Raw genomic sequence first — 21,912 nt, forward strand, 5'->3', positions numbered from 1 at the left:
GTCTTTTTATGTATATATTTGTTTTGGAAGAAAAACCAACTTCACAGCGGGGTGGACAAGAGTTAGTATTATTCGATATTTGTCGCGGTTTAGCTCAACGAGGGCATAAAATTGTACTGCTTTATTCGGATGAAGAAAATTTGTTGGAACAATATCAAAAGTTTTGTATTCAAACTATAAAAGTAAAACAGTTTCGAGTTTATCGTCCTTCACACATTATTAAATTCTTGACTAGTATTTTGCAAATCAAGCATCAAATTACTAGTACAGCGCCAGAATATACGTCAGAAAGCAGTATTGTTCTGAGTAACCAGTATCAAGATACCTTTATAGGTCGCATTCTCGCGTTTGCTCTGAATATTCCGCTTGTTTGCTATCTTCATCTGCCACCACCGCAATTAGCCACATGGCGCCAAAAACTAAAATTAGATTTTAAAGAATTAAAGCACCGTATTGCAATGCTTAATTTGAGTACTCAAATTAAAATTGGACTTCAAGGAGTTAAGCAATATATAGCTGTTTCAAAACAAACCAAAGCCGATTGGATACAAAAAGGCTATCAAGGAGATATAATTAACGTAGTTCATAATGGCATCAATTTAGATAAATATAAACCAACTACCAACTTTCAACAACGAAAACAATGGAATATTCCTGATGATTGCCGTGTAATTTCTTATGTCGGTAGACTCGACAAGGAAAAGGGATTAGAGATTTTATTAAATGCCTTTGCCTTATTACATAACCTTACCAAAACCAATAATAATGTCAATCAAATTAAACTTTTGATTGCGGGTAAACCTGTACTGTTAGGAGAGGAATATCAAACAAGCTTAGAACAATTAAGTATTAATTTAGGAATTCAAGATTACGTCAGCTTTCTTGGTTATGTAAGTGATACAACAAGTCTATATCAACTCAGTGATGTAACAGTTTTGCCGAGTCGATGGTCGGAACCATTCCCACGTTCGATTATAGAATCAATGGCATGTGGTACACCTGTAGTTGCAAGCCGTACCGGAGGGATACCCGAAAGTTTGACGGAAGAATTTCAGCGAGGACTTTTTGAACCAGGGAATGAAACCGACTTAGCAAATACTCTGAATAAAATTATTAATTGGAGACAAGAAGACCCACAACTAGGCGCCCGTTGTCGTAACCACGCGGTTTCCAAATTTAGTATTAACAGAATGATAAACGACATCGAGAAAAGTTTAGAGCAATTCAACCCTATCGTACTAATTTATGAAAACCAAGGAACAAGCCAAAGAACTTATAATTGAAGCGGGTCGAACCGAAGGTCAATATTGGCGAGACTTATGGAAGTATAGAGAATTATTCTATTTTTTAGCATGGCGTGATATTTTAGTTCGCTATAAGCAAACTATTATTGGTATGGCATGGGCATTAGTGCGTCCATTCTTAACAATGATAGTGTTTACATTTGTATTTAGTAACATCGCAAAACTTCCTAGCGAAGGAACGACACCATATCCCATCATGGTTTTTGCGGGGTTACTACCGTGGCAGTTTTTTTCTGGCGCCTTAAGTGAATGTAGTAATAGTTTGATTAATAATGCCAACTTGCTTTCTAAAGTTTACTTTCCTAGATTAATAGTTCCTACAAGTGCAGTTATTGTTAGCTTTGTAGATTTTATGATATCGGGAATCATTCTACTTGGGTTAATGGCATATTACAACTTTATTCCCGACTGGCGAATTCTGACACTACCATTATTTATAGCTATTGCGTTTGCAGCAAGTATGGGCGCCGGCTTATGGTTAGCAGCGTTAAATGTAGAGTATAGAGATTTTCGGATTATTGTTCCGTTCATAGTACAGTTTGGTTTATATGTGTCTCCAGTTGGGTTTAGCAGTCAAGTTATTGATGAAAAATGGCGCCTGTTATATTCACTCAACCCAATGCTAGGTGTAATTGACGGGTTTCGTTGGGCAATATTAGGAGGGGAATCTAATATATATTTACCAGGATTCGCTTTGTCAACTGCGCTAGTAATATTGTTGCTTGCAAGTGGCGTTTGGTACTTTCGCCGTATGGAACGTACTTTTGCTGACGTTATTTAATTTTATTTAAAAACCTATGTCTAAACCTGTAATCAAAGTTGAAAATTTAAGTAAGAAATACGTTATTCAACATCAACAAGATAGCTATAAAACATTTCGCGGTGCCATTACAGATGCGGCAAAGTCGATAGTTCGTGCAGTCACCCCACGTAGCAGAAACTCAATAAGTTTAGACCGTGAAGAATATTGGGCACTAAATGACGTATCGTTTCAAATTCAACAAGGTGATAGAGTCGGCATTATTGGACGTAATGGGGCAGGAAAATCTACACTGCTTAAAATTTTGAGTCGAATTACAGAACCAACAACTGGCAAAATTCGTATTTCTGGAAGAGTCGCTAGCTTATTAGAAGTGGGAACCGGGTTTCACCCCGAATTAACAGGTCGAGAAAATATTTTCCTAAATGGCGCCATTTTAGGAATGAGTAAATCAGAAATTAAACGAAAATTCGATGAAATAGTTGATTTTGCCGAAATCGATAAGTTTCTCGATACCCCTGTTAAACGTTATTCATCTGGTATGTATGTTCGCCTAGCATTTGCCGTAGCAGCACATTTAGAACCAGAGATATTGATTGTAGATGAAGTATTGGCAGTTGGAGATGCTCAATTTCAGAAAAAATGTTTAGGTAAAATGGGGGAAGTTGGCAAAGAAGGAAGAACGGTTATATTTGTTAGCCATAATATGCAAGCTGTTAGACGTTTGTGTACGCAAGCTATCTATTTAGAACGAGGTGTAACTTTACCAGTAAACGATGTTGAAGATGCAATTTCACGTTATTCATCTCAAGCATCAATGTCCGCATTTGATGTAGACCTTGACTTAATGCGACGTAACAGCGGATTTGGTGATAAAGCACGCTTATTGCGTTTGAATTTGGCGACGAATACTACCTTTAGTTATGGAGAACCGCTAGATTTAATATTTACCGTCCAATGTTTTCAACATATATCAGATTTAGCAATAGGTATTGGTTTTGAAACGCTCGATGGAAACCGTGTCATGACATTAGACTCTGACCACGAACAACCAGCGTTAGAAATGCCAGCAGGTGTTCACGAAATACATTTTCATCTACCGCGAAATCCACTTCATCCTAATATATATTCAGTTTCACCAGCAGTACTGTCAAATGCTTGCTTACTTGATTATATTCCTGGTGATATTACTTGGGAAGTTGGTTCAGGACCGCGAGATACTGTAGGAGATAGAGGATATGGTGGTTGTCGCTTGCCAATTAAAGTCTTAGTTTCTAGTCATGCTCGCTAATATATTATGTATAAACTATTTGAAGTAAATCAAATTATTTAATATGAAAGTAAACAGTATAGTAAACACTACAAAACAGGATAAAATCAAAATACAAATAGTTAGTCGTACTATTTTATTAGCTAACTCCTTTGGCAACGCGGCATATATCTTAGACTTTTTAAGATATTTACAGCAAACTGGTATTGATACAGAATTTATACTCCTTGATGAATCACCAAACGGTCGGAATCTATGGTATCTTATCCCTGAAAGTCTTAGAACTGTAACTAAAGTTGTAGCGATTGACCATTTTACAGTTGGTTCCTATCTTGTATCTAGTTCTATATCTAACTGGATAATCGAATCACTTAGGTTTATGTATAATTTATTGCTACCCAACAGAATAAAAAATATTTATCGTCGAAACCGAGACAAAAAAGAATTACCTCCTAGATATATATTACCTCTCAAACTTTGGGATAGATTGCTGGCGCCTAAAGAAATTGAATTCGTAAATTCACAGGTAGTTCGCTATCAACCTGATGTTGTAATTGCTAACTATGCTCATTTAAGCGATATATTCGATGCTCTTAAAGAAAAGACGAATATATTAAAAGTTATACTTACCCATGATGTCCGTCATCAGCGTACAGCTCAATTCCAAAAATTAGGACTCGATAGCTTTGAAGTTGAATGGAACCGAGAAAAAGAACGTCATGCATTAAAAAAAGCACAGGTTCTTTTAGCTATTCAACAAGAAGATTGTAAGATTTTTCAAAATATGGTGCCGGAATCTAAAGTTATTTGTATGCCACTTGCAGCTACATGTAAGTCGCATCAGTTTCCACAAGTGCCAGGTCGCTGTTTATTTGTTGGTAGCAATGCCAACCACAACTACTATGGATTAAAATGGTTTTTAGAGAATGTATGGGACAAAATTATCCAGCTAAATCCTAATAGTAGTCTTCATATTTGCGGTAATATATGTGATTTAATTAAAGAAACTTACCCCAACGTTCATATATTAGGTGTAGTTAAAGATTTAAAACCAGAATACAGCGCTGCTGAAGTTTGTTTAGTACCTTTACTCGCAGGTAGCGGACTGAAAATTAAGCTTGTAGAAGCAATGTCTTACGGTCGTGCTTGTGTTTCAACTAGTGTTGGTATTCAAGGACTACCTGAAATTTCAGGTCATACCACACTTGTAGCAGATACCGCTGAGGACTTTGCTAATTCTGTACATACATTATTTACTGATAGTCAAAAGCGAAAATTAATGGAGCAACAAGCATATAGGTACATTGAAGAAAATCTTTCGCCACAATCAGTATATCAACCATTTGTTGATTATATTTACCAACATGTGCAGCACCAACAAACCAATACCTTAGATACTATGGTTGCTGTATAAACTAGAAATGTTATAAATCACACTACTCAAATAGATTCATTCATTAAAATTCAAATCAAAGTAGGAGATAAGTATATGCAAGTCATAAGCAGATTACAATTACCGAACACTTTAGACACTTCTGATTTATACCTGAAGTTAGAAGGTAATCCATCTATAGATTTTGATGCTCACAAAGTTATATTGCATCAAAGTGACAAAATATCTTTCAATACATACTTTAACTCGATTTATGAAAGTTTCTACACTCAGTATACAATTCTTAATGAATTCAAATATCAACTCAAGCTTACAGGCGCCTTTAAAGTAGTAGCTTATCGAGAGCGATTTGAAAATCAAAAAGAACTCATTAAAAGCGAAAGGGTTGAGAATCAAGATTTATCAAATTATGTTGAGTTTAGTCTGCCACTTCTGAAGTCGTCACCAGATGCAGGTAGAATTTATTTAGAGATAACTTGTTTGAGTGAAGATGGTCTTTTTGTCGAAGGGTCGTTAGTAACTCAACAAGAAAAAGTACGCGATGTTAATTTAGCTATTATTACCTGTACCTTCAAAAAAGAAGCCTATGTGACAAAGACGGTAAATGCAATTACCCTCGACAACTTATTACAGAATAAGAAGTTCAAACTATTTGTAGTTGATAACGGCAAAACACTAAAACAAAGTGATTTTAACGATTCGAGAGTAACACTTGTTCCTAATCGCAATGTTGGTGGGAGTGGCGGTTTTACCAAAGGTCTAATCGAAGCATTGCAATCTGGTGTTTATACACACTTCTTATTCATGGATGATGATATTGATTTAGATAGCGAAGTTATCTACAAGCTTTTCTCGTTGTACGAGTATGGAAAGCAAGATTTTGCTATCGCTGGTAGTATGCTTGATTTGTATAGAAAACATATTTTGTATGAAGCTGGTGCGCTTTATAACAAATACACCGATAAAGAAGGAAATGTTAAAGATAGTGATTTTGCAACTGTTCCTCTCAAACACGAAGCTGATTTAAGCGATTCTTCAGCACTTAATTCGCTTTTGTTAGAAGATAATATTGATTATGGCGCCTTTTGGTTTTTTGCCTTCTCTAAAGAAGTAGTTGATAATATTGGACTACCGTTACCATTCTTCATCAAAATTGATGATATGGAATTTGGATTGAGAGTTAAGCAATATTTGAACCAACCTATAGTAGCATTTCCTTCTATAGCTGTTTGGCACGAACCTTTTTACGCTAAAAATCCTGGATGGGATGCTTATTATTGTATGCGTAATATGTTGGTGACTAATGCGATACATGGGTACTCAAAATACTGGGTTGCTTTAAAAAATTTATCAGGGGCAGTAATCTACAATCTACTGCTATTCGATTACAACAATGCATCAATATTTATTAAAGCTTTCGATGATTTTTTAGCGGGGCCAGACTTTATTAAGCAGAATGATGCAGAAATTTTGCATACGCAAATCTGTAAATATAGCAAAAGCCATAAAACCCAAACAGCAACACCTTCATCTGTCAATTTAGATAAAGATTACAAAATAACTAAAGTTGGAAAAGTTCAAAAGCTTGTAAGCTTGTTAACATTGAACGGACATTTATTGCCAAGCTTCATGATTCGCGATGAAAGTGCATTTATCAGCTACCCTCGAATTGAAGCACAACGCGATTCAATTTGCAAAGCATTCAGCAATAAACGAATTGTAATGAAGGTAAACGATATACCTGTTTTATATCAAAACGAGTTAGATCAGCGAGCTGCATTTAGTATACTATCAGCTTGGATGAAGTCAGTAGTTAAAACTACTTTGCAATGGTCAAATATCAATAAACAGTGGAAAGAAGCAGCAGACGAATTTACCTCGTTAGAATTTTGGCAAACTTATCTTAAACCTCGTCAAAGTTAGTTGTATTTAGTTGTATAAGGGGAAATATTAAAATGAAAGTAGATTGGTTGATAGTGGGAGCAGGTTTTTCTGGGTGCGTTCTCGCTGAACGTATTGCATCCCAACTTGGACAGCGTGTCCTTCTTATGGATAAGCGTGACCATATTGGTGGCAATGCTTATGATTATTACAATGAACATGGTATTTTAGTTCATAAGTACGGACCACATATCTTCCACACTAAATCAAAAAAAGTTTGGGACTACCTCTCTCAATTTACAGAATGGCGCCCATATTTTCACCATGTTCTAGGAGTCGTCGAAGGTAAAAAAGTACCAATACCTTTCAACTTAAATTCACTCTATGCACTATTTCCACCCAAGTACGCTGAAAAACTTGAAGAAAAACTGCTGGATAACTTCGGGTTTGGAGTAAAAGTCCCTATTCTTAAATTACGAGAAAGCGCAAACGGTGAACTCGAATTTTTGGCAAACTACATTTACGATAACGTTTTCGTCCGTTACACCGCTAAACAGTGGGAACTAAAACCCGAAGAACTCGATAAAGCAGTAACCGGAAGAGTACCAGTATATATCAGTCGTGATGACCGCTACTTCCAAGACCCATACCAAGCAATGCCAAAGTATGGTTATACAGAAATGTTCCGCAAAATGTTAGCGCACCCCAATATCAAAGTACTTCTTAACGCTGACTATCGCGAAGTCATCAACGACATCAAGTTTAACCGCATGGTTTACACAGGTCCAGTTGATACGTTCTTTGACTATATGTATGGTGAACTGCCATATCGAAGTTTAAGGTTTTCTTTTGAAACCTTAGACCAAGAACATTATCAAGAAGTTGGCACAGTTAATTATCCTAACGAGTACGATATTACTCGCATCACCGAGCAAAAATATCTCTCTGGACAAACGTCTCCCAAAACTACTTTAGTTAAAGAGTATCCTCAAGCATATGTTCCTGGTCTTAACGACCCATATTACCCTGTCCCGCGCGAAGAAAACCGTGCGCGCTATGAACTTTACCTCAAAGAAGCGAACAAACTCAATGGTTCAGTAATATTTGCCGGACGCTTGGCAGAGTACAAATATTACGACATGGACCAAGCAGCATTACGTGCGTTAGGTTTATTCGAGAAAGAAGTTCAAGAAAAAACCCCAGATACGATAATTGGTAGTATGCCAGTTATTATTGCTTAATATGATTGGCACCATCTCTAATTTGTCAATCTAATTTATTGTACATAAACCCTTGTAGAGACGTTACATGTAACGTCTCTACATACGTTAACCCAGGAGAAATAAATGCAAGTCGTTAGCAGATTACAACTACCCAAAACATCAGAAACTGCTGATTTATACGTAAAATTAGATGGTAATACACAAATTGACTTTGATGCAGGTAAAATTATTTTACATCAAGGTAGCACTATATCTTTCAACACTTACTTTAACTCAATTTACGAAAATTATTATACCAAATACACAACTCTTAACGAATTACAATATCGATTAAAACTTGAAGGCGCCTTTGAAATATTAGTTTACCGAGAACGCGAAAAAGCAAATACAAGAGAGTTGATATACAGCGAAAAAATTCAACACACAGATTTTTTAAACTATGTTGATTTAGCTCTCCCACTTTCGGCGCCGGATGCAGGTAGAATCTATTTAGAAATAAAGTGTTTGAGTGAAACAGGTTATTTTGCCGAAGGAGTATTAGTTACGCAGCAAGAAAAACAACGTGATATTACGCTTGCAATTATCACTTGTACATTCAAAAAAGAAATTTATGTCAAAAAGACAGTAGATTTAGTCACACAAGATAACTTACTACAAAACAAGAAATTTCAATTTTTTGTAGTTGATAATGGTAAAACGTTAAATCAGAGCGATTTTCCTTCTGATAGAGTAACACTACTGCCTAATCGTAATCTCGGAGGTAGCGGTGGTTTTGCAAAAGGATTGCTTGAAGCTTTACAATCAGGTCTTTACACACACTACTTGTTCATGGATGATGATATTGAACTTGATAGTGAAGTAATTTATAAACTTTTTCCCTTATATGAATATGCAAAACAAGATTTTGCTATTGCAGGGGGAATGTTAGACTTGTATAGAAAGTGTATTTTACATGAAGCTGGAGCTTTGTACAACAAATATACTGATGATGAAGGGAATCGAGAAAACCGAGATTTTAATATTACCTCTCTCAAAAAGAATACCGACTTAAGCGACCCTAATAATCTTAATCTATTTTTAGTAGAAGACCAAGCAGATTATGGCGCCTTCTGGTTTTTTGCGTTCTCACATGAAGTAGTGGAAAATATTGGACTACCATTACCTTTCTTCATCAAAATTGACGATGTAGAATTTGGTTTAAGAGTTAAGCAATATTTAAATAATGCAATTGTACCATTTCCATCGTTAGCAGTATGGCATGAACCTTTTTATGCCAAAAATCCCATATGGGATATCTATTACACCTTACGCAACGTACTTATCGCTAATACAATGCATGGGTATTTAGAATATTGGGCTACATTAAAAACAATATCCGGAGGAATGTTTTATAATTTGTTGCTTTTCAACTACAACAGCGCGCAAATGCATGTCAAAGCTTTTGAGGATTATTTGAAAGGCCCTGACTTTATCAAAAAAAATGACTCTGAAGCGCTACATAATCAAATATCAGCGTCTGTCAAAAATTTCAAAAGCCAACAAGTAATATCATCATCAGAAGACGTACCGAAAGATTATCAAATCACTAAAGTTGGAAAACTGCAAAAACTGATGACATTGATAACGCTCAACGGTCATTTACTACCACCATTCATGATTCGTAATGAAAGCGCGTTTATACACTACCCTGAAGAAATGACAAAACGCGATTCTATCTGCAAAGCATTCTCCAAGAGAAAAATTATAATAAAGTACAGCAAACTACCAGCTTTATATCACAACGAGCTAGATAATAAAGCTGCATTCAACATTTTGTCAACTTGGATAAAGTCCATAATTAAAAGCACTTTCGGATGGTCACGTATCACCAAACAGTGGAAGCAAGCATCAAAAGAATTAGCGTCAACAACATTTTGGCAAAACTACCTAAACTCATAAATTCTTGTGGAGCGGGCATCCCTGCCCGCCCCCTATTTAACCAACAACAGGCAACCCAGCCAAAGCCATCCCAATCTCTTCTGAACTGTATTCCAAATCAACCAAAAGCCCAGCTTGATAATCCGTATAAGCCTGCATATCAAAATGACCATGACCGCATAAATTAAACAAAATGGTTTTACTTACACCTTCTTCCTTACAACGCAACGCTTCATCAATGGCGCCTTTCACAGCATGGTTAGCTTCAGGTGCAGGCAAAATACCTTCCGCACGAGCAAAACTCAAACCAGCAGCAAAACAATCAAGCTGTCCATATGCTTTTGGCTCAACCAAACCCAACTCAACAATATGGCTTAACAAAGGCGCCATTCCGTGATAACGTAATCCACCCGCATGAATTCCTGTAGGTATGAAAGTGCTACCTAAAGTGTGCATTTTTACCATAGGTGTTAAATGTGCCGTATCACCAAAATCATAAGCATACTTACCTTTAGTTAAAGTCGGACAAGCAGCAGGTTCTACCGCGACAAAGTTAATATCTTGTTTTTCACCACGAAGCTTGGCGCCGATAAACGGAAAAGCAATACCAGCGAAATTACTACCACCACCAGTACAGCCAACAATAATATCAGGATAATCACCAGCCATTTCTAATTGAGCTAACGTCTCAATACCAATAACAGTTTGATGTAGTAGCACATGATTTAGAACACTACCCAAAGCATATTTAGTTTCGGCATCTTGTACCGCCATTTCCACCGCTTCGCTAATAGCAATGCCCAAACTACCAGTACTATTAGGATATTCCTGAAGTATTTTGCGTCCCGACTCAGTTTCATTACTCGGACTAGCAATAACTCTGGCGCCGTAAGATTCCATAAATGCTCGACGGTAAGGCTTTTGATGATAGCTAACCTTAACCATGTAAACTTCAACATCTAAACCAAAAAAGGCGCCGGCAACAGCAAGCGAAGAACCCCACTGTCCGGCTCCAGTTTCAGTTGTTAAACGTTTTGTACCCGCAATTTTGTTGTAATAAGCTTGAGGAATAGCCGTATTTGGTTTATGACTACCAGCAGGACTAGTACCTTCATATTTATAATAAATTTTAGCTGGAGTATCTAACGCTTTTTCTAAACGTCGGGCACGGTAAAGAGGAGTTGGGCGCCATTGACGGTAAATAGATTGTACTTGCTCTGGAATTTCAATAAAACGCTCAGTACTAACTTCCTGCTCAATTAACTGCATTGGAAACAGTGGTTCCAAATCACCAGGTGTAATTAATTTTCCCGTACCAGGATGCAACACAGGTGGCATTGGCTCAGGTAAATCAGCCTGAATATTATACCACGAATCAGGCATTTGATTTTCTGAAAGTAAGTATTTAATAGTATCCATAATTTATCAAGTAAATATTAATACTCATAGCTTGGGTAGAGGCTTTGCAGAACCCAACACCAATATCTACATATATATTACAGCTTGCGAAGATTATATATTTGTCATATTTTTCGTAGGTAAGAAGATTGGCAACGGAGTCTGGAATGGATGTAACGGATAAGTAATTTTAAAGAACTGGAATTTGTTTGTAACAAATAAATCATCCGTTACATCTGTTGAATCCGTTGCTAATCAACCCATTAAAACTAATGACATGAACTATTACAACTTAATATCATTAATTTTGTCGGACATCTGTGCTACAAGACTTCACTCAAATCATTATCAGCATAGCCAGTTAATTCAACATAGCCCTTTGCTTCAACCCTTTCCCCTTTCATCTCACCATTAAAACCAACCGCACCTTCCCAATAAACAGTGGAAATATCTAATTCTTGATTAGCCATTAACGGTTTTCCTTCCAAAGATAAATCTAATTTTGGAATATTAATCTGCCATTTTGAAGGATACTTAGCGCCATTATTCGGACTTTTCCAAGTATCTAAAACTTCTATTTGCCAATCTGTTGGCGCCAATTTTTGAACACTTCCATCAGCAGCAATAAAATTCCCACTAGAAAGTGGTTCAATTGTTCCATCTTCACGACGTAGCAAATACAGCATTAAAGCCGTATCGTTATTTAACTGTAGAGAAAACCAATCCCAACCAATATCACCTTTACTCAAGAAACTAGTAGAAAACTCGTGGTCTTTCCAACTTTTACCCGTAACTTGATAACTTTTATCTCCTATTGTTACAGTTCCAGCAGTTTTCTGCTGCACTATCGAATAATAATAAGATGCATTTCCAGGTTCTACACCTTTACGACTGTAACCTTTATCCCCTTGCAATACAGGTGGAATTGTTTGTTCTAGTACTAAATTTAAACTAACTTTATCAGTTTGTGCTTTTAGTTGAACTTTACCAGGCGCCATTTCTGACACAGACCAATTATTTAACCACACTCCATAAGGTTCAGACTGTGCTGAGGCAATATTAGCTGCTCCACGACTAAATTGTTCTTTTGGATAAAATTTATTAGCCGCAATATCACTGATAGTAAAGTGAGCAAAATATACTTGATTACTACGCCATTGCGAATTAGAGGTAAGTGTAACTTGTGGAGTTAACGCGCGTCGAAAGAAAGTTAACTCATATCCAAAAGGGCGCCCTGTATCGGTTTCCAAATTACCAGTATAGTACCACCACTCGGTTTGATAATCATTATGGGGTCCCAAGTCACGAGGAAATTCTAACTGTCGAGGCGCCAGTGCTTGTTTAAATTCACCAATAACAGGTTGATTATCAGCTAACCATTGAACTGTAGTACCTGTAGCAGTAACTCGTTGCCCAGGATAAAGGAAAGCAATGGCGCCAACGATAACGGCAATTGCTGTAATTATAGAAAATAGCTTTTTCATTTTGAGGCACGCGAGTTAAATATACTTATATAATACGTAAACACCAGCTATGGGGAATACAATAGAACTTTAGTACTTGAAGTCAATAAATTGTTATGGTGAGACTGCAACTTAAACAAATTAAAATCCTACATTACCAACTAAGAAAAATTACAATAATTATCAATTTCAGTATTTTCATTTATAATTAAATCTATAAACATAACAACCTTGAAAAGAAAATGGCTTTTAGCGATTACAGAATCATTGCCGAAGTACTTCAAGAATATCAGGTGACTTACATCGAAGATAATTTTATAGTTGAAACAGCATTTAATATATCAGACTACTTTCGTGAAGACTTAGAATTAATGCTGCGCGATGCAGTTGTCGATTGTTCAGAGTATGCAATTTGTGAAAATCTGATTTACCCTGTTATAAAAGAAGTTTGGAAAGCCTACCGTAGTAAGTTTATTTTGTGGAGTCACCGTTCTTTAAATTGTGACAAAAAATTATCAGGATACCCTGAATATATTTTAGCAACAAAGTCTCCTCTAGGAAAAATCGTATTCGATAAACCCTATTTTATTTTAGTCGAAGCCAAACAAGATGACTTTGAAGGCGCCTGGGCACAGTGCCTAGCAGAAATGATTGCCGCTCAAAGACTAAATAATAAATTGAAAGTAACTATCTACGGTATTACTTCTAACGGAGGATTTTGGCAGTTTGGCAAATTAGAAGAAAGTATTTTTACTAGAAACATAAAATACTATACCATTCAACAATTAGACGAACTATTCGCGGCAGTTAATTACACTTTCCAGCAATGTGAAATTCAACTAGAAAATTTAGTAGCTGCATAAACAGACTTGATATGAGAACACAAAACCAAGATTTTACAATGAAATGGCACGCACGGTTTTACTGAAAAAATATGACAAACATCGAAATTAACACTTCAATTGTTCAAATACCTAACAATGGCTTACAAATAGATGCTTATGTAGCTCAACCAGTATTGTCAGGAACGTTTGGCGCCGTTATGGTTTTTCATGAAATTTTTGGAGTTAATAGTAATATCAGAGATATTACCGAATTAATTGCGAAACAAGGATACGTAGTAGTGGCGCCTGCAATGTATCAACGTATTGCTCCCGGTTTTACCGCTGACTTTAGTCAAAAAGATATAGGATTTAGCCCAGAAGCCTTTCGGCTTGGCTTACAATACTACCAACAGGTAAAATATGAAGAAATATTAAGTGATATTCAAGCTACTATTGCCTACCTAAAAACTTTACCTAATGTAAAAGCTTCGGGTATTGGCGCCATTGGTTTTTGTTTTGGGGGTCACGTTGCTTATATGGCGGCAACTTTACCCGATATCAAAGCGACAGCTTCGTTTTATGGTGGTGGAATTACCACTTCGAGTTATGGCGAAGAAATTCCAACCATTAATCGCACAAGAGAAATAAAAGGCGCCATTTATACATTTTTTGGCACAAGAGATGTATATGTATCACAGTCAGAAAACGAACAAATCGAGGCAGAATTAAAAAAACATCAAATAAATCATCGTGTAATTAGATATGATGCAGAACATGGATTTTTCGCAGGATTATTCGTAGACAAGTACCCATTCTTAAAGCAGCACCCCAGTTACAACCCTGATGCTGCTGCTGATGCTTGGAAACATGTTTTAGAACTTTTTCAAAACAACTTGTAATTAAATTATAAAATTCCTGATTTATTGAAGTCGGGAATCTTTTTTACAATTAATCTCGATAATAAGGCTCATTTTCTAATAAATATTTAACATCAGAGTCTAGTAAATCTGATTGGTGTGGTACAGAAATACGATACATCTTTACCTGATAAGAGTGCTTACCAATTTTATGTCGTTTACTATAACCAAAAATGCCATCTCTTAAAAAAACTGTACCACCTTTCATTTTTATAACTGCTTTGTTGTTAAAAACTCTTAAATCCTCATCTCCTGACCAACTAACTGTCAGTTGGTTATCTTGATATCTTCCTTGGATATGAGGGTCCCAAGCTGTGTCTCGTTTTGGGTCAAACATCACTGGATGGTGAAGTCTTTTATTGCTAGGATAATTTTTTGTATCAGCTTCTCTAGCTCTTTGTTTAACTCTTTTTATTCCGAAGCAGGCACTTGCAAAAACGACCATGACTATGCCGGCAATTCCTGCAAATGACTCGGCGTCAATACCATTATCTCTACTAAAAGCTGATGGGTTCCGGATGAAGGGGTTATTATCCGGAATTGATGTAAAATTGTTTTTGGGACCTCTTGCCATTGTTGTAGACTTGAAATTTTATATCTTTAGTTTAGTTTATGGCTTTCTTTTTTACCACGGAGACACTCTTAGCGCAGAGAGTTATTGACGAGAAGAAAATGATATAGCAAGGTATGTATGAAATGAAATGGTTATCTGTAGTTGGGATAGGTGAGGATGGGCTTTCGGGGTTAGGTAATATTGCACGGTCTCTAGTTGACCAAGCATCTATATTGGTTGGTGGACGGCGCCATTTAGCGATGCTCAGTAATAATGATGGTCGGGAAAAAGTTGTTTGGAGTTCACCGATACAGCAAACTGTGGAAGAAATTATTAGAAGGCGCCCGAAGTCTGTTTGTGTTCTTGCTAGTGGTGACCCAATGTGTTTCGGGATTGGAGTTACGCTCACACGTTTTATTGATATATCAGAAATGACTATTATTCCCGCACCTTCTGCATTTAGTCTTGCTTGTGCGCGTTTAGGATGGTCTTTGACTGACGTGGAAACTTTTAGTTTGTGTGGGCGCCCAGTTGAATTAGCTAATTCATATTTTTACCTTGGCGCCAAATTACTTATTTTAAGCGCGGATAAACATACACCTGGAATTATTGCTGATAACTTGACAAAATCAGGATTTTGTGAAAGCAAAATTACGATTTTAGAACGAATGGGTAGTGTTGATGAGCGCATTGTTACAGGTATTGCTTCGCAAAATGGCGCCAATTTTAGAGATTTAGCGGATTTAAATACTATTGCAGTTGAGTGTATAGCTGATGTTGGAGTTACTGGCTTATCAAGATTAGCAGGTTTACCCGATAATGCTTATCACCATGATGGACAGTTAACCAAGCGCGAAGTTAGGGCAGTAACTCTAGCTGCACTGGCGCCAAAACCAGGAGAATTGTTATGGGATGTAGGTGCAGGTTGTGGTTCGATATCTATAGAGTGGATGCGAAGTCATTCTTCGTGCCGTGCAATTGCAATTGAACAAAGTACATCAAGATTAAAATATATATCTGATAACGCAGCAAGTCTGGGTACTCCATATATAGACATAATTCAAGGAAAAGCACCTAATGCTCTACAAAATTTATCTACACCCAATGTCATATTTATAGGTGGTGGTGTAACATCCGAGGGGGTATTAGAAACTTGTTGGCAAGCATTACCTAAAAATGGGCGCCTAGTAGCGAATGTCGTCACTATAGAAGGAGAGCAAAAACTATTTGAATGGTATCAAAAAGTTGGAGGAGAATTATCTCGCATTGCAATTCAAAGAGCAGAACCTATAGGTAAATTTATGGGGTGGAAAGCAATGGCGCCTGTTACACAATGGTCTGTAATAAAATCATAATTTTTCATAATCTCTGAAACTATTTATACTCTTCATTTTCTATGCATTTACGTAAATTTTGAAGAATTATTAATCTATATGTAGCATCTTGATAATTTTGCTTAGATGAAGAATTACCTAAAGAACCAACTAATTCGTCACTCTCTTGAACAATAGCGTTACGGAAGAAGTCGCTGAATTTCCTCCGGTTCATACCTTCAAGTTGAATTGCAGAAACTTTTGCAGTTTCTCCATCTACCGTAATTTCTTGAGTTTGAGGTTGACCAATTTTAGAAAATTGGGATTGAGCTAACCAATGATAAAAATCATCAGAAATTTCAATAGCTTCAGCTTCTTCTTTATTATGTAAATAAAATGTGATATCTAACATTAACTATCCTCCTGAACTATCAATTGTGTAAACTTAACTTCAAAACTTTCTTCAAAAAATTTAATAAACACCTAGTTTAGACACTAACCACGCCATCGCACCCTCAACGCAAGCAGTCCTTTTTACTTCTGGCATTGCTGAACGCTGTACCATTAGGACTTTTATGCCTAGTTCCCGTGCTGCGATAATTTTTGCATAAGTGGCGCCACCACCGCTATTTTTACTGACAATAGTATCTATATCGTACTCAAGCAAAAGTTTCTTTTCGTCTTCGAGTGAAAAAGGTCCACGTGCAAGTAATAATTTGCCCTGCGGTAAAGGTGTGTCGGGTGAGGGAGGGTCTATCGCGCGCATCAAAAACCAGATATTATTGAGATTGGCGAAAGGCGCCAGTTGTTGTCTACCAATGGTGAGAAATACTCGTTTTGCTAAACTAGGGAGAATATTTGCTGCTGTTTCGACACTTTCTACTTCTATCCAGTTATCATTTTTGTCTTTTTCCCATGCGGGACGAACAAGCATTAAGCTAGGTATTTTAACTTCCTTGACAGCTGCTGCTGCATTCCATGATATTTGGGAAGCAAATGGGTGAGTTGCGTCGATAAGTAAATCTATTTGTTCTGTTTGTAAATATTTTACTAAGCCATCAATACCACCGAAACCACCTATCCTAACAATTCCTGATACTTCACCCGGTTGGCTAGTGCGACCTGCAAGTGACACTCTTACCTCCAAACCAGGTATGTTAGAAGCCATTGCCGCAAGTTCGGAAGCATCACCAGTCCCACCCAATATTAACAATCGTTTCAACATCATACACGTATGTAAATAGACCCAACTAGCAACGGATAGAGCGGATGTAACGGATAATTAATTGGTCATGAAAAACCATCCGTTACATCCGTTGCATCCGTTGCCAGAATTACCCCCTTACGGTCAAATAAAATAACTTTCACTCTTAAACAAACATCAGCATATTTTTTCACATAACTCTCCGCTTTCTGGCTAATTTTCTGTGCCAAATACCCAAATACATTATCTGCCAACCCCAAGTTAATTAAAACTTTATGTGCTGCGTCTGCTGTCTTCGCTTCTAATACTGCTTTTACTGCTTGCATATCTCCCCCTATTTCTACTACAGCAGCAGCTATAATTTCTAACTTCGCATCAGCTAAATGACTCGATGTATTAAAAATACCGCCGGCTAATTTAATTAACTTTCCTTGATATCCTAATAATAATACTGAACTCGCTTTATACAATCCTGCTTCCACAAGCAAGGCGCCTATCCAGTTTCCAGTTTGTACAATAACATCTTCTGGTATAGATAAACGTTGTGCGACAGAGAAACCATTGCTACCTATACAAAATACTAAATTCGGATTATTTTTAACTTTGTCTTGTAAATTAGTACGGAATTCTTCTAAGTGTTCTTCAACACTTAGTGGTTTTGAAATACCGCTGGTACCTAGTAAAGCTAAACCTTCTAATATACCGAAAGCTTCATTTGATGTACGTTGTGCAAGCAGGCGCCCTTCTGGAAAAATAATTCGTACTGTCGCAGTTTTATCTTCGGGTATTATAGATAATAAATTTGTCTCAAATAATCGACGAGCAAAGCTGTAAATAGCTGCTTCACCCATTTGATTTTTGCCTAACCCTTCACCCGCTTCAAGTACCAATACTTGCTCTTGTCGTGGTGATAACTTTACTAATGCCCAAATTGGAGTATTCTTTGTTAAATCTAAATTGTCTCCTGGGTCGCTTTTTGTAATAGCCAAAGCTGTATGCGTTTCTAAACCAGCAACTTGCTGTATCTCTATTATTGCTGTATTGTCAAGCAAATCAAGAGTAACAGTAGATATAGATTCTGTTGTATTTTGTAAGCGAAGCAAAGCAGCCTTTGCCGCAGCAACCGCGAAAACTGGTAGAGTGTAACCTGTACGTGCCATTAGATAATTTTAAATTTCTCTTGTGGGATGGGCATCCCTGCCCGTCCCAAAAGTTTAATACAAAAGGCGGGCAAGGATGCCCGCTCCACAAGATATATCTCCACAAGAGATATAGATAATTATGCCTTTTGAACTGGCACATCTAAAATTTTTGGCGCCTCCCACGGTGCATTTGAACCAGGTAGCGCACGGTTGTCGTCACCGAAGTTGATTTTCACGACTTTAGATTTGGTATCTTGGTCTTTGGGTAATATCAAAGTTAAGATACCATTTTTGAATTCAGCATTTACCTGTTCGTTTTTCACAGGTATTGGTAAGTTAATAACTCGTTCAAATTTACCATACTGAAATTCCGTATGATAAAAGCCCTGTTCATTTGAGTTATTATGGTAATGTATTTCACCCTTGATTAATACTGCTTGTCGTGCGACATGAACCTCTAAGTCTTTACCGTCAATACCAGCTATTTCAGCGCGTAAAATCAAGCTGTCGTTTGTGTCTCTTAATTCGATATTTGGTTTTTGTATTGCTGGTAAGTTATAGCTACTACCTCCAAATATCTCATCAAACATTCTATCCATTTGACGGTGTAAGACTTGAATTTCTTGAAAGGGGCGCCAGCGTATTAGTACCATACTTATAATTCACATAAATGCCTTTTCTTTGAATATAGCGAGAATTTTCAAAATTATGCCTGTACGTTATACTCATACAAAAACTGATATCGAGCTATCATACCTCGAATGGAATCAAGGAAACGAGCCACTGCTGTTGTTGCACGGTATGGCAGATAATGCCTTAGTTTGGCTGAGTACTGGTGAGTATTTAGCACGTGATTATCATATTGTGGCGCCAGATATGCGTGGTCATGGTGAAAGCGGCAAACCTGAAAAAGACTATTATAGTTTTGAGCTAGCAATAAATGACCTCGAAGCACTAATGGATAAACTCGGTTGGTCATCTGCTCATGTAGTAGCACATTCGTGGTCGGGAAAGCTTGCGGCAATTTGGGCACGCAAAAGTAGGGGGCGCCTGCGGAGTATGATATTGGTAGACCCAATTTTTATTTGGAAAATACCTAGCGTTTTTAAGTTAACTTTTCCATTTTTATACAAAGTATTACCTTTCCTCCAAGGAATGGGGCCTTTCTCTAGTTATGAAGCTGCTATAGAAAAAGCCAGACAAATGAACCAATATAAAGATTGGACACCTTTACAGCAAGAAGTTTTTCAAGCCAGTATTGAGCAAAAATTAGATGGAACTTGGGGTAGCAAATTTACTATAGCCGCACGCGATGGAATTTTTGAGGAAGTTATGCGCGCTCCTGGTTTTACAACACCCATTGATACACCGTCTTTGTTTATCCAGCCAGAAAAAGGTGTAAATCGTCAAGAATGGCAACTCAAACCCTATAAAACTTACCTAAAAAATTTACATGTGACTAGAGTACCCGGTAATCATTGGGCATTTTTGACTAAACCGGAAGAGTTTAATCGAACGGTTGAAAAGTTTTTGGGAGAGCAAAAAGACTTATTGACCTAGAAAACCTGTCAGTAAAAGTGGCGCCAGAATTAGTACGGCTAAGATAACCACCACAGTTACAGGGTCGATGTTGATAATGTTCTTGTCAGGTTCTGGCATACTGCACCTTGTGTTAACTTCATAGCTAATTTTACATAAAAATATCATTTTGTTTCTAGATGGCTCGCAAATAAACCCGAAATTTTACGGTTGGTGTCAGGCGCCTGTCTGGTGGAATATATAAATATAGGTATACTTACTGGATATTTCAGGGCTGTTTAAAATAGCTTTACTTTCGATTGAATATCTTTTGGTATAAACTATATAACACTTTATAGTGTAAATTTGTCTTGTAAATAAATACAAATAAGTTTTAAATTTTAAGTTGAAATTTTGAGAAGTTTGATATTGAATCTCAAACTCAACCTGAGCGAATCTAAAATTTATTTGGCTTTGGGTGCCAACATAAAATAATTACTATGAAAAAAACCTTTGTCCTTGATACCAACGTTTTGCTACATGACCCGACCGCGATATTACGGTTTCAGGACAATGATGTGGTGTTGCCTATTACAGTGATAGAGGAACTCGACCGCTTTAAGAAGCAAGCGGAAATGACGGGACGTAACGCACGTCAAGTATCACGTTCTTTAGATGCTTTACGTGAACAAGGTCATTTAATTGATGGAGTCACAATTAATAACAGCGGTACCGTCAAAGTAGCTCTTTGTAGCAGAGAAATACTAAACTCGCTTCCGGTTGAACTCGCACACGGCAATGGAGATAACGCAATTCTTGCAGTTGCCTTAGAAATAAAACGGACAGGAGCATCGCACGTAGTCCTGGTAAGTAAAGATACAAACCTACGTATTAAAGCTGATGCAGTTGGATTAGAAGCAGAAGACTACGAAACCGATAAAGTTGATATCGATGAACTATATACAGGTACAGCAGAAGCACTTGTTGAGACATCAGAGGTTGACGAACTATATAAATTGGGATGTGTGATGCTTGATACCAAGTTTTTCCCAAACCAAGCTGTAACTCTTGTCGATAAATCAAACCCTTCACACACAGGTTTGGGAGTAGTTAGCCACGGTAGAATTATTCCTCTAGCTAAAATTTCTAACGGTAGCGTTTCGCGCATTCAACCCCGTAACCGTGAACAAAAATTTGCTCTTGATTTATTATTGAACGATTCTATACCTTTGGTAACGCTAGTTGGCAAAGCCGGTACCGGAAAAACACTGCTTGCTATTGCCGCAGGACTACAAAAAGTTGCTGACGAACGTATCTACACTCGGTTACTTATATCTCGTCCCGTTGTCCCAATGGGAAGGGACATTGGTTTTTTACCAGGAGACATCGAAGATAAACTCACTCCCTGGATGCAACCCTTGTATGACAACTTTGATTTAATCTTTGGTACACAAGACCCTTCTGGAAAACCCGCACACTGGCGCCGGGGACACGAAGAACTCATTGAGCGTGGTATGCTGCAAATCGAACCATTAACTTATATTCGTGGTAGAACCATACCCAAACAGTTCTTGGTTGTTGATGAAGCGCAAAATTTAACACCCCACGAGGTAAAAACTATCCTCACACGCGCAGGGGAAGGTACAAAAATAATATTAACAGGAGACCCAGACCAAATAGATAATCCATATGTTGACGCAGCAAGCAACGGTCTAACCTACATAGTAGAACGTTTCAAAGAAGAACCCCTAGCAGGTCACATCACCCTAGGCAAAGGAGAACGTTCTAACTTGGCAGAACGAGCAGCATTATTGCTTTAAGAGTGCTGAGTG

At 37.3% G+C, this 21,912-nt stretch carries 19 protein-coding genes; 12 read left to right on the plus strand and 7 right to left on the minus strand.

Going from position 1 to position 21,912, the window contains the following annotated elements:
* Window positions 1–8 precede the first annotated feature (8 nt).
* From DSM106972_RS22230 to DSM106972_RS22260, 7 genes are all read left to right on the plus strand, one after another.
* The gene (locus DSM106972_RS22230; RefSeq protein ID WP_127082761.1) at window positions 9–1,283 is read left to right on the plus strand and encodes a glycosyltransferase family 4 protein; all 1,275 of its coding nucleotides are present in this window, start codon (window positions 9–11) and stop codon (window positions 1,281–1,283) included.
* Window positions 1,246–2,085, plus strand: a complete 840-nt coding sequence (locus DSM106972_RS22235) for an ABC transporter permease (RefSeq protein ID WP_127082762.1) — start codon at window positions 1,246–1,248, stop codon at window positions 2,083–2,085. The genes DSM106972_RS22230 and DSM106972_RS22235 overlap by 38 nt, the downstream gene beginning before the upstream one ends.
* Before the next feature lie 16 nt (window positions 2,086–2,101).
* Complete coding sequence (locus tag DSM106972_RS22240) at window positions 2,102–3,355, plus strand: ABC transporter ATP-binding protein (protein ID WP_127082763.1); 1,254 nt, start codon at window positions 2,102–2,104, stop codon at window positions 3,353–3,355.
* Between the two features lie 43 nt (window positions 3,356–3,398).
* On the plus strand, window positions 3,399–4,748 hold the full coding sequence (locus tag DSM106972_RS22245) for a glycosyltransferase family 4 protein (protein WP_127082764.1): 1,350 nt from the start codon (window positions 3,399–3,401) through the stop codon (window positions 4,746–4,748).
* Window positions 4,749–4,823: 75 nt separating this feature from the next.
* Entirely contained in the window at window positions 4,824–6,650 is a 1,827-nt protein-coding gene (locus DSM106972_RS22250) for a glycosyltransferase (RefSeq protein ID WP_127082765.1), read from the plus strand.
* Window positions 6,651–6,682: 32 nt separating this feature from the next.
* Complete coding sequence (gene glf / locus DSM106972_RS22255; protein ID WP_127082766.1) at window positions 6,683–7,849, plus strand: UDP-galactopyranose mutase; 1,167 nt, start codon at window positions 6,683–6,685, stop codon at window positions 7,847–7,849.
* Window positions 7,850–7,954: 105 nt separating this feature from the next.
* Window positions 7,955–9,769: a glycosyltransferase gene (locus DSM106972_RS22260; RefSeq protein ID WP_127082767.1), complete on the plus strand. Its 1,815-nt coding sequence runs from the start codon at window positions 7,955–7,957 to the stop codon at window positions 9,767–9,769.
* 36 nt (window positions 9,770–9,805) lie between these two features.
* Here DSM106972_RS22260 and DSM106972_RS22265 read toward each other — a convergent pair whose 3' ends face one another.
* Window positions 9,806–11,167: a TrpB-like pyridoxal phosphate-dependent enzyme gene (locus tag DSM106972_RS22265; RefSeq protein ID WP_127082768.1), complete on the minus strand. Its 1,362-nt coding sequence runs from the start codon at window positions 11,165–11,167 to the stop codon at window positions 9,806–9,808.
* Window positions 11,168–11,469: 302 nt separating this feature from the next.
* Complete coding sequence (locus tag DSM106972_RS22270) at window positions 11,470–12,630, minus strand: lipocalin-like domain-containing protein (protein ID WP_127082769.1); 1,161 nt, start codon at window positions 12,628–12,630, stop codon at window positions 11,470–11,472.
* Between the two features lie 221 nt (window positions 12,631–12,851).
* On the opposite strand from DSM106972_RS22270, the gene DSM106972_RS22275 reads away from it, so the two are divergent.
* Both DSM106972_RS22275 and DSM106972_RS22280 read left to right on the plus strand, forming a co-directional pair.
* Window positions 12,852–13,472, plus strand: a complete 621-nt coding sequence (locus DSM106972_RS22275; RefSeq protein ID WP_127082770.1) for a hypothetical protein — start codon at window positions 12,852–12,854, stop codon at window positions 13,470–13,472.
* A gap of 71 nt (window positions 13,473–13,543) precedes the next feature.
* Complete coding sequence (locus DSM106972_RS22280) at window positions 13,544–14,332, plus strand: dienelactone hydrolase family protein (protein ID WP_127082771.1); 789 nt, start codon at window positions 13,544–13,546, stop codon at window positions 14,330–14,332.
* A gap of 49 nt (window positions 14,333–14,381) precedes the next feature.
* Here the strand turns inward: DSM106972_RS22280 and DSM106972_RS22285 are convergent, their stop codons facing one another.
* Window positions 14,382–14,924, minus strand: a complete 543-nt coding sequence (locus DSM106972_RS22285; protein WP_127082772.1) for a hypothetical protein — start codon at window positions 14,922–14,924, stop codon at window positions 14,382–14,384.
* 122 nt (window positions 14,925–15,046) lie between these two features.
* On the opposite strand from DSM106972_RS22285, the gene cbiE reads away from it, so the two are divergent.
* Window positions 15,047–16,258, plus strand: coding sequence for a precorrin-6y C5,15-methyltransferase (decarboxylating) subunit CbiE (cbiE, locus tag DSM106972_RS22290; protein ID WP_127082773.1), 1,212 nt, complete (start codon window positions 15,047–15,049; stop codon window positions 16,256–16,258).
* Between the two features lie 19 nt (window positions 16,259–16,277).
* On the opposite strand, the gene DSM106972_RS22295 is transcribed toward cbiE, so the two are convergent.
* From DSM106972_RS22295 to DSM106972_RS22310, 4 genes are all read right to left on the minus strand, one after another.
* Window positions 16,278–16,628, minus strand: a complete 351-nt coding sequence (locus tag DSM106972_RS22295) for a hypothetical protein (protein ID WP_127082774.1) — start codon at window positions 16,626–16,628, stop codon at window positions 16,278–16,280.
* 60 nt (window positions 16,629–16,688) lie between these two features.
* Window positions 16,689–17,438 carry a cobalt-precorrin-6A reductase gene (locus tag DSM106972_RS22300; protein ID WP_127082831.1) on the minus strand — a complete coding sequence of 250 codons (750 nt, stop codon included), beginning with the start codon at window positions 17,436–17,438 and terminating at the stop codon, window positions 16,689–16,691.
* Between the two features lie 68 nt (window positions 17,439–17,506).
* Entirely contained in the window at window positions 17,507–18,580 is a 1,074-nt protein-coding gene (cbiD, locus tag DSM106972_RS22305) for a cobalt-precorrin-5B (C(1))-methyltransferase CbiD (protein ID WP_127082775.1), read from the minus strand.
* Window positions 18,581–18,699: 119 nt separating this feature from the next.
* Window positions 18,700–19,215: an Hsp20/alpha crystallin family protein gene (locus DSM106972_RS22310; RefSeq protein ID WP_127082776.1), complete on the minus strand. Its 516-nt coding sequence runs from the start codon at window positions 19,213–19,215 to the stop codon at window positions 18,700–18,702.
* A gap of 55 nt (window positions 19,216–19,270) precedes the next feature.
* Between DSM106972_RS22310 and DSM106972_RS22315 the strand changes: the two genes are divergently transcribed.
* Window positions 19,271–20,122, plus strand: a complete 852-nt coding sequence (locus DSM106972_RS22315; protein WP_127082777.1) for an alpha/beta fold hydrolase — start codon at window positions 19,271–19,273, stop codon at window positions 20,120–20,122.
* Between the two features lie 458 nt (window positions 20,123–20,580).
* Window positions 20,581–21,900, plus strand: a complete 1,320-nt coding sequence (locus DSM106972_RS22320) for a PhoH family protein (protein WP_127082778.1) — start codon at window positions 20,581–20,583, stop codon at window positions 21,898–21,900.
* Window positions 21,901–21,912: the final 12 nt, after the last annotated feature.

It is taken from the genome of Dulcicalothrix desertica PCC 7102 (genome assembly GCF_003991905.1).
Classification (GTDB): Bacteria; Cyanobacteriota; Cyanobacteriia; order Cyanobacteriales; family Nostocaceae; genus Dulcicalothrix; species Dulcicalothrix desertica.